Genomic DNA, 8,856 nt, shown 5'->3' with positions numbered 1-8,856 from the left:
CTTGCGTCGCACCTCCACGCTCACGGTCTTCGCTCGCGTCGTGGCCGGGGCCGCACGCGGGCTCCCAGCTGGCGCACGGCTGGCAACCGCTGGCTGACGCAGCTCGCTGACCGTCTTGCGTCGAATCGTCACCCGCTCCGGCGCCGTGGCGTCGTCCTGATCCTGACGCCCATGGGCACGTCGCAGATAGGTCAAGAGCTGCAGTTTCTCCTGCTCGGTCAGGGTCGCATCTTCGGCGTGAGCGGCGATCCCGGCATCCTGTAGCTGGGCCAAGAGCCGCTCGACCGGAATCCCAACGGTACTGGCCAGTTGTTTGACGGTTACTTCGCTGCTCATGCGCCACCCCCTGAACGGTCATCGTCATCCGCGTCGGCGAACCAGGGCTCTCGGGCCTTCATGATCAACCGCGCCGCGCGCTCTTCGTCCATGCCCTCGATCTCCATCAGCTCGTCGACGGACTGCTCGGCGAGGTCTTCGAGGGTCAGTACGCCGCGCCCGGCCAGCGCAAAGGCCAATACCTCGTCCATGCCTTCCATCGCCAGCAGGTCGGCGTCCGGCTCGCCGTCGAGCCGCTCCTCGCTGGCGATTGCACGGGTCAACACGAGATCCTTGGCCCGCGCACGCAACTGCCCGATGGCCCCCTCGTCGAGCTCGTCGATCGCCTCCAACTCGGCGAGCGGCACATACGCCACCTCGTCGACACTGGAAAAGCCCTCGTCGACCAACACGGCCGCGACGGCCTCATCGACCTGGAGCTGATCCATGAAGGTCTGTACCAACCGCTGGGCCTCCTGCTCGCTCTTTGCCGCCGCATCCTCTTCATTCATCACGTTCAGCTCCCAGCCGGTCAATTGGCTGGCGAGCCGAACGTTCTGCCCACCGCGACCGATCGCCTGCGACAGGTTCTCTTCCTTGACGGCCACATCCATGCTGCGGGCCTCTTCGTCGATGACGATCGAGACCACATCGGCCGGCGACATGGCGTTGATCACGAATTGAGCTGGGTTCTCGTCCCATAGGATGATGTCGACACGTTCGCCGTTGAGCTCGTTCGACACGGCCTGGACACGCGAGCCGCGCATACCGACGCAGGCCCCGACCGGATCGATCCGCGGATCATTGGTGCGCACGGCGATCTTGGCTCGGACACCGGGATCGCGGGCCGCGGCGAGGATGTCGATCAACCCCTCGCCGACCTCTGGCACCTCGAGCTTGAACAGCTCGATCAGAAGTTGGGGCGCGGTGCGGCTGACGAAGAGTTGCGGTCCCTTGGGCTCCGGACGCACATCATACAGATAGCCGCGAAGACGATCACCCGAGCGAACCGATTCGCGCGGAATCACATGGTCGCGCGGCACGATCGCCTCGGCGTTGCCCCCGAGATCGACGACGATGCTGCCTCGGTCGGCCTTCTTGACCAAACCGGTCACCAGCTGACCACAACGCTCGATGTAGGCTTCGACGATCTTGGCCCGCTCGGCCTCGCGCACCTTCTGCACGATGACCTGCTTCGCGGTCTGCGCGGCAATACGGCCGAACAGCACGGATTCCATCTCATCCTCGAGATAATCACCGAGTTTCAGCGTCGGATCCAATGCCTGGGCCGCCGCATGCGTGATTTCGCGCTCCGGCGCCTCCAAGCCTTGGCCCGGAGGCGGATCGGCCACGACCAACCAGCGACGGAAGGTCGCATAATTGCCCGTCTTGCGGTCGATGCGGACGCGGACTTCGATCTCCCCGCCGTGCTTCTTGCGGGTCGCCGAGGCCAGCGCGGCCTCGATGGCCTCGAAGATCACGTCCTCGGACACGTCCTTTTCGTTCGACACGACCTCGACAACCTGTAGGATCTCTTTGCTCATGCGCGGGTACCGACTTCAGAATTCAGGAACCAATCGGGCGGATTCGACCGTGACCAAGGGCAATTCGACGAGCGTTCCATCGACATCGAGATCGACCTGCCCGTCGCGCACGCCGACGATGACGCCATCGAAGCTGCGCCGCCCGTCCCGCTTGGCCATCAGCCGGACCTTCGCTCGGCGACCGGTGAACCGCGCGAACTGCTCCGCGGTGAACAGCGGACGGTCGAGGCCCGGCGACGAGACCTCCAGATCGTATTCACCGGCAATCGGATCGGCGACATCGAGGGCGCCGCTGAGCTGATGACTCACAGCCGCGCAATCGTCGAGCGTGATACCACCATCGCGATCGATATAGACACGCAGTAGCGCCCGGCCACCGCCGCGCCGGAAGAAATCGACGCCGACGAGCTCGTAGCCCATCGGCTCGACCACCTCACGGGTGAGCGCGACCAGTTGGTTGTCCGCTTGCCGCATCGCCGTTCCAAGACCCTACCGACAAAAACAAAAAATGGGCCGGAGGCCCAATCGTTGAGACGCGCTCGGTGACGCGGGACAGCAACCCGTCCACAGAGGCACGCTGCGAAGTAAAAAAAACCCCGCTATCGGGGCCCGTCATCGCAGGGTCCGGCCTGAACGACCGAAAATCCCGCCGCCTTCTTATCCTCGTCATTCTATCGACTTGTACATCCCTAAGCAACTTAGCGAGTCGGCGCGCGCGCCGCACCTGCCGCTCGCACCCGGGATATTGCCAGGACAGCTCGTATCGTTCGAGAATCACGGACCTGCAGCCGCTTCCGGGCCACTGAGGCCCCGAAGCGGCCATCCCGAGCTCTTGGCAACGCACGTCACCGAGGAACGGCGATGAACATCGACTGGACGCAATATCGCTGCGACGGGCTATACGATGAGCTGGTCGCGGCGCCGGGCCGGGGTCGCGAGCCAGCGGCCGATCTCTTGGCCGACATCGAGGCGCTGGGCCCAGAAGAGTTGGCCGCCCGGCAGGAGGCGGCGAATGTCGCGATCAAAGAGATGGGCATCACCTTCACCGTCTACTCCGAGGAGGGCGGGGCCATCGATCGGGCCTGGCCCTTCGACATCATCCCGCGGGTGATTTCGCAAGAGGAATGGGATCGGGTCGAGGCCGGGCTCAAGCAGCGCGTGCAGGCGCTGAACCTGTTCATCGACGACCTCTACCATGACCAGCGCATCATCCGCGACGGGGTGCTGCCGGCCGAGCTGCTGGCCAAGTCGGTGAACTTCCGACCACAATGCGTCGGCGTCGACCCCCCGCTCGGAATCTGGGCACATATCTGCGGCTCCGACCTGGTTCGCGACGCCGACGGGACCCTCTATGTGCTCGAGGACAACCTGCGCGTGCCCTCGGGCGTGTCCTACATGCTCGAGAATCGACTCGTGACCAAGCGGGTCTTTCCGGAGCTGTTCGAACACTATGCACCCCTGCCGGTCGACGATTACCCCTCGGAGCTCTTCGACACGCTGGCGGCACTCTCGCCGCGGCCCGCCGACTACCCACGGGTCGTGGTCTTGACACCGGGCATCTACAATTCGGCCTATTTCGAGCATGCCTATCTGGCGCAGCAGATGGGCTGCGACCTGGTCGAAGGTCGCGACCTCTTCGTCGCCGACGATGATTGCGTCTACATGCGCACCGTCGACGGTCCGGCGCGGGTCGATGTGATCTACCGCCGGATCGATGATCTGTTTCTCGATCCGGAGGTCTTCGAGCCGACCTCGATGCTCGGCGTGCCGGGGCTGATGCGGGCCTGGCACGCGGGTCAGGTGGCGCTCGCCAACGCGCCCGGGGCCGGCGTCGCCGACGACAAGGTGATCTACGCCTTCGTACCAGAGATCATCCGTTACTATCTCGATCAGGACCAGATCCTGCCGAATGTTCCGACCTATCGCTGCATGGAGCCGGAAGCCCTGGCCTATGTACTCGACCAGATGGAGTCCCTGGTCGTGAAACCGGCCAACGAATCGGGGGGTTACGGCATGCTGGTCGGGCCCGCGTCGACTCAGGCCGAGCGCGCCCGATTCGCCGAATCGATCAAGCGCGATCCGCGTAATTACATCGCCCAACCGGCGCTCAAGCTGTCGACGGTGCCGACCATCGTCAAGGGCGGCATCGAGCCCCGGCACGTCGACCTGCGCCCGTTCATCCTGTCGGCGGACCGCCAGCGTGTCACGATGGGCGGCTTGACACGGGTCGCGTTGCGCCAGGGCTCGCTGGTGGTCAATTCGTCGCAGGGCGGCGGCAGCAAGGACACCTGGATCGTACCCAGCTGAGGCATTCACGGCCTCGGCCCATTTCGTCGCCTGGAGGACCATCGCGGTGTTATCGCGAGTCGCCGAAAACATCTACTGGCTGGCCCGGTACCTGGAACGGGCCGAAAACACCGCGCGCATCGTGTCGGTCAACGCGAATCTGTTACTCGATCTGCCGAGGGGGATCGCGCCCGGCTGGCGGCCCCTGATCGATATCACCGGCGCCAACGAGTTGTTCGAGGAACATTACAAGGACTACGGCGAGCGCCAGGTGGTGCGTTTCCTACTCGGCGACGAACGCCATCCGGGCTCGATCCTGAGCGCGCTCGCGGGCGCACGCGAGAACTGCCGGACCATCCGCGATATCGTCCCGCGCGAGACCTGGGAACAACTCAACGAGCTTTACCTGTTCGCCGGCGAAAACCTGCAGCGGGGCATGACCAAGAGCGGCCGGCATACCTACCTGAAACGGCTGATCCTCGGCTCGCAGACGATCACTGGGCTCTTGGCCGGTACCATGTTGCACGACCAGGGCTATCACTTCCTGCGCATCGGGCGCAACCTGGAGCGCGCCGACATGACGACGCGGATCGCTGACGTGCGCTCGGCCAGCCTGCTACCCGACGAGACCACGGACCTGCGCCCGTACGACACCATCCAGTGGGTCAGCGTGCTCAAGTCGCTGACCGCCTATCAGATGTATCGGCGCAGCGAACAGGTCCGGGTCCAGCGCGGACCTGTTCTACGCTTCCTGTTTCAAAACGCCGAATTTCCGCGCTCCGCGCTGCATTGCATCGACGCGGTGCGGGCAAGCCTCGGACCGTTGCCGCGCAGCGAAGCGAGCCTGCGTGTCGCCGGACGCCTGAAACGCAACCTGGCCGGCGCCAACCTGGCACGCCTGGATCCGCTGGCGCTGCACCAATTCGTAGACGAATTCCAGGCCGATATCGGGTGCCTCCATCAGGAGATCGCGGCGACCTGGTTTCCGCCACCGCCTGACGATTGACGCGCGACAGGCGCCACCCGGTCTGGTTTATCGCGCGCGCGCACCCATACCTGGCGTGGGTGCCGGTCGTCGTTCGACGGCGCGGCCGCTCTGCTACACTCCGCGAACTCGCGCGCGACGGGATCGTCTAGCCGGCCCGACGGAGCAACCGACCCGGGGCCGATCGCGCCGCCCTCGGCGGGCGCGTCGCTCGCGAGACCCTTTGCGCATCACTTGGCTGATGGAAGCTCGATATGAAATTCTCTTATCCAGGACTGACGGACGACGAGGTCGCGCGGTCGCGCGCCCAACACGGTTCGAACGCGGTGGCCAGTCAGGACGTCGAGAGCTTTTGGGACAAGCTGCTCGGCAATCTGAAGGACCCCATCATCATCATCCTGATCGTCGCGCTCTTGATCACGCTGGCGTTGTGGCTGTTCGGCTACGCCGAGTGGTACGAAAGCGTTGGCATCGCCGTCGCGGTGGCCCTCGCGACCTTCGTCGCGACCTGGTCCGAGCACAGCAACGAGCAGTCGTTCCAACGCCTGCTCGAAGAGGCCTCGATGATCCGGGTCAAGGTGTTCCGCAACGGCCACCTGACCGAGATCCCGATCAACGATATCGTCGTCGGCGATCAGATCCTCCTGCAGCCCGGCGATACGGTGCCGACCGATGGGCGGATTCTGGCCGGTCACGCCGAGGTCGACGAGGCCGCGCTGACCGGTGAGTCCGAACCGCTCGAGAAGACCGCCGTGCCCGACGGCGGCGATGCGGCGGCCGCCGAGCACCAATTGTCTCGCGCCGGACTCCTGGTCGATGGCGAATGCGTGATGCAAGCGACCGCCGTCGGTGACCAGACGCGGTACGGCCAAACGATGAAGGAGCTGGTCTCGGCCGAAGACCGGCTGTCGCCGCTGCAACACAAGCTGACCGTCCTCGGTGGTCACATCGCGACCTTCGGTTACGTCGGCGCGGCCTTCATCTTCGTCGCCTTCATGTTCAACAACATCTTCCTGCAAGGCGGCGGATTCGAGACCTACTTCGCACAGGACGGCGGCCTGATCGTCCGCGACTTCGTCACCGCCGCGATCCTCGCGATCATCGTCATCGTCGTCGCGGTCCCCGAGGGGCTGCCGATGATGATCGCGATGGTGCTCGCGATCAACATGAAGAAATTGCTCAGCGTCAAGGTGCTGGTCCGCAAGCTGCTCGGCATCGAGACCGCTGGGAGCCTGAACCTCCTGTTCACCGATAAGACCGGGACCCTGACCCAGGGTCGGCTAGCGGTCAGCGCCTTCTTGACCGGCTCCGGCGCCCGGTTCGAGCGGCTCGACGCGATCCCGTCGGCGCTGCGTGACATGGCCGGCTTCGCGCTCCGCAACAACACCAGCGCCGTCATCGATGCGAGCAACCCCGATGACATCAAGATGGTCGGTGCCGACCGCACCGAACAGGCCCTGCTGCGGTTCGTGACCCCATACCTGACGCAAGAAACGCCGGACATCGTCGACCTGATTCCGTTCAGCAGCGCGCGCAAGTTTTCCGCGACCCAGGTCGCCGGGGAACGACCGCTGACGCTGGTCAAGGGCGCCCCCGAGGTCCTCCTTCAGAACTGCCGGCGCTACCTCGACGACGAAGGTCGCGCGCATGACCTGACCGATCCGGCGGCCCTTCAGGCGGCGATGCGGGACCTTTCGACCCGGGCCATGCGGCTGTTGGCCGTCGCGATCACCGAAACCCCGATCGACGGCGACAAAGAACTGCCGACGGAGCTGACGCTGGTCGGCGTCTTCGGCATGCGCGATGAGTTGCGCGAAACGGCCTATGCTTCGGTCAAGACGGCCAAGGAGGCGGGCATCCATGTCGTGATGATCACCGGGGATGCGAAGGAGACGGCCCAGGCGATTGCGAAGGACGTCGGTCTGCTCGAAGATGACCCCGAGGCATTGATCCTGACCTCGGCCGAGATGGCCCAGCTTTCGGACGACGAGCTCAAGAACGTCCTGCCACACCTGTACGTGGTCGCGCGGGCCTTCCCGACCGACAAGAGCCGCCTGGTGCGCATGGCCAAGGAGCTCGGGCTGGTCGTCGGCATGACCGGCGATGGCGTCAACGACGCGCCGGCCGTCAAGAACGCCGATGTCGGCTTCGCGATGGGCAGCGGCACCGAGATGACGAAGGAGTCGAGCGACATCGTGATCCTCGACGACAACTTCTCGTCGCTGACCAAATCGGTCCTCTACGGCCGAACCCTGTTCAAGTCGATCCGCAAATTCCTGATCTTCCAGCTCACGGTCAACGTCTCGGCGATCCTCGTCGTGTTCCTCGGACAGTTCTTCGGATTCGACCTGCCCTTGACGATGACCCAGCTGCTATGGCTCAACATCATCATGGATACGCTGGCCGGCCTGGCCTTCGCCGGTGAGGCCGCCTTGCAGCGGTACATGAAGGAGAAACCCCTGCGGCGTGACGAGCCCTTGATCAATGGCGACATGTGGTCGTCGATCCTGATCAACGGCGGCATCGTCGCCTTCCTGAGCATCCTGTTCCTGACCAGCTCTTTCACGCAGGGTCTGTTCTCCGGCGGCCACGAGATCGGTAGCGCCGAGGCCCAGGCGAAGTTCCTGACGGCCTTCTTCGCCTTCTTCGTGTTCATACACGTGTTCAACACCTTCAATGCCCGCACCCAAGGGCTCGACCTGTTCGAGCACCTGCTCGACAACCGGCTGTTCTCGATCATCATCCCGTCGATCATGGTGATTCAGGTATTCTTCATCACCTTCGGCGGCGAGATCCTGCGGTCGGTCGGTCTGTCGCTGCAAGAGTGGTTGTGGGTCCTGCTGTTCGCGATCCTGATCATCCCGATCGACCTCGCGCGCAAGGCGATCCGCAACGCCTGGATCGGCAATCCGGTCAAGCTCGAACAGGCCTGACCGGCGGCCGCAACCCGCCGAGTGCCGGGCACGGAGGCCCGGCACCACGCCTTGGGAGACGCCGATCCCGGGCGTACCCCCAAGGTTGCCTTGGCCGGGACACGACAGTACCATCGGGTCCTTGCGCAATTGCCAATCAAAGGCCTATCCATGCGGCGACTCCCGATCTATCTGGTCTTCGACACCTCCGGCTCGATGACCGGTGAGCCCATCGCGGCCGTCAATACCGGTCTCCAGACGCTGATGACCGCGCTGCGCCAGGACCCCTACGCGCTCGAGACGGCGTTCGTATCGCTGATCACCTTCGATTCATCCGCACGCGTGGTGACGCCCTTGACCGAGGTGGCCATGTTCCAGCCAACGCCGCTGAAGGCCTCGGGCACGACCGAGCTCGGCGCGGCCTTGAGCCTGCTCGCTGATCGGATCGACGCGGATCTGGTCAAGAACACGGCGAGCCGCAAAGGCGATTGGAAACCGCTGGTCTTCCTGATGACCGACGGCGAGCCGACCGACGACTGGCGCCCGAGTCTAGCGCGCTTGAAGCAGGTTCCAACCGGCGTCATCGTGGCCTGCGCGGCCGGCCCCCAGGCCAGCACCGAGGTACTGCATCAGATCACCGAGGCGGTCGTGCGGCTCGACACGGCCGACTCCTCGACCTTCAACGCCTTTTTCAAGTGGGTGTCGGCCGCCTCGATTCAGACCAGCAAGCGGGTCGACTTGACGAAACAGGATGTCGCGAAGCTCGACGAACTCCCACCCCCGCCGCCCGAAGTCAACGTCGTCGGGGTGTGAC

The 8,856-nt window shown here is 64.5% G+C and carries 7 protein-coding genes; 4 read left to right on the top strand and 3 right to left on the bottom strand.

What is annotated here, in order from left to right:
* From ABC977_RS15140 to rimP, 3 genes are all read right to left on the bottom strand, one after another.
* The coding region (locus tag ABC977_RS15140) for a translation initiation factor IF-2 N-terminal domain-containing protein (RefSeq protein WP_369668112.1) at positions 1 to 336 on the bottom strand (336 nt) is incomplete at its 3' end.
* The gene (nusA, locus tag ABC977_RS15135; protein ID WP_369668111.1) at positions 333 to 1,859 is read right to left on the bottom strand and encodes a transcription termination factor NusA; all 1,527 of its coding nucleotides are present in this window, start codon (positions 1,857 to 1,859) and stop codon (positions 333 to 335) included. The genes ABC977_RS15140 and nusA, both read right to left, overlap by 4 nt.
* Positions 1,860 to 1,874: 15 nt before the next feature.
* On the bottom strand, positions 1,875 to 2,333 hold the full coding sequence (rimP, locus tag ABC977_RS15130; RefSeq protein ID WP_369668110.1) for a ribosome maturation factor RimP: 459 nt from the start codon (positions 2,331 to 2,333) through the stop codon (positions 1,875 to 1,877).
* 387 nt (positions 2,334 to 2,720) lie between these two features.
* On the opposite strand from rimP, the gene ABC977_RS15125 reads away from it, so the two are divergent.
* The 4 genes from ABC977_RS15125 to ABC977_RS15110 all read left to right on the top strand — a co-directional run bounded on the left by ABC977_RS15125 (position 2,721) and on the right by ABC977_RS15110 (position 8,855).
* Positions 2,721 to 4,166: a circularly permuted type 2 ATP-grasp protein gene (locus tag ABC977_RS15125; protein ID WP_369668109.1), complete on the top strand. Its 1,446-nt coding sequence runs from the start codon at positions 2,721 to 2,723 to the stop codon at positions 4,164 to 4,166.
* A 46-nt stretch (positions 4,167 to 4,212) separates the two neighbouring features.
* On the top strand, positions 4,213 to 5,151 hold the full coding sequence (locus ABC977_RS15120; protein WP_369668108.1) for an alpha-E domain-containing protein: 939 nt from the start codon (positions 4,213 to 4,215) through the stop codon (positions 5,149 to 5,151).
* A gap of 233 nt (positions 5,152 to 5,384) precedes the next feature.
* Complete coding sequence (locus ABC977_RS15115) at positions 5,385 to 8,063, top strand: calcium-translocating P-type ATPase, PMCA-type (RefSeq protein ID WP_369668107.1); 2,679 nt, start codon at positions 5,385 to 5,387, stop codon at positions 8,061 to 8,063.
* Between the two features lie 150 nt (positions 8,064 to 8,213).
* A complete protein-coding gene (locus ABC977_RS15110; protein WP_369668106.1) occupies positions 8,214 to 8,855 on the top strand; it encodes a vWA domain-containing protein in 642 nt (213 codons plus the stop codon).
* Position 8,856: the final 1 nt, after the last annotated feature.

Source organism: Thioalkalicoccus limnaeus, assembly GCF_041197575.1.
GTDB classification, from domain to species: Bacteria; Pseudomonadota; Gammaproteobacteria; order Chromatiales; family Chromatiaceae; genus Thioalkalicoccus; species Thioalkalicoccus limnaeus.
This window is presented reverse-complemented; position numbering and strand designations above follow the sequence as displayed.

Bases quoted from the DNA above. Each gene is read 5' to 3' on its own strand.
- ABC977_RS15110 (WP_369668106.1), top strand. From the start codon at position 8,214: ATGCGGCGACTCCCGATCTATCTGGTCTTCGACACCTCCGGCTCGATG.
- nusA (WP_369668111.1), bottom strand. From the start codon at position 1,859: ATGAGCAAAGAGATCCTACAGGTTGTCGAGGTCGTGTCGAACGAAAAG.
- rimP (WP_369668110.1), bottom strand. From the start codon at position 2,333: ATGCGGCAAGCGGACAACCAACTGGTCGCGCTCACCCGTGAGGTGGTC.
- ABC977_RS15115 (WP_369668107.1), top strand. From the start codon at position 5,385: ATGAAATTCTCTTATCCAGGACTGACGGACGACGAGGTCGCGCGGTCG.
- ABC977_RS15125 (WP_369668109.1), top strand. From the start codon at position 2,721: ATGAACATCGACTGGACGCAATATCGCTGCGACGGGCTATACGATGAG.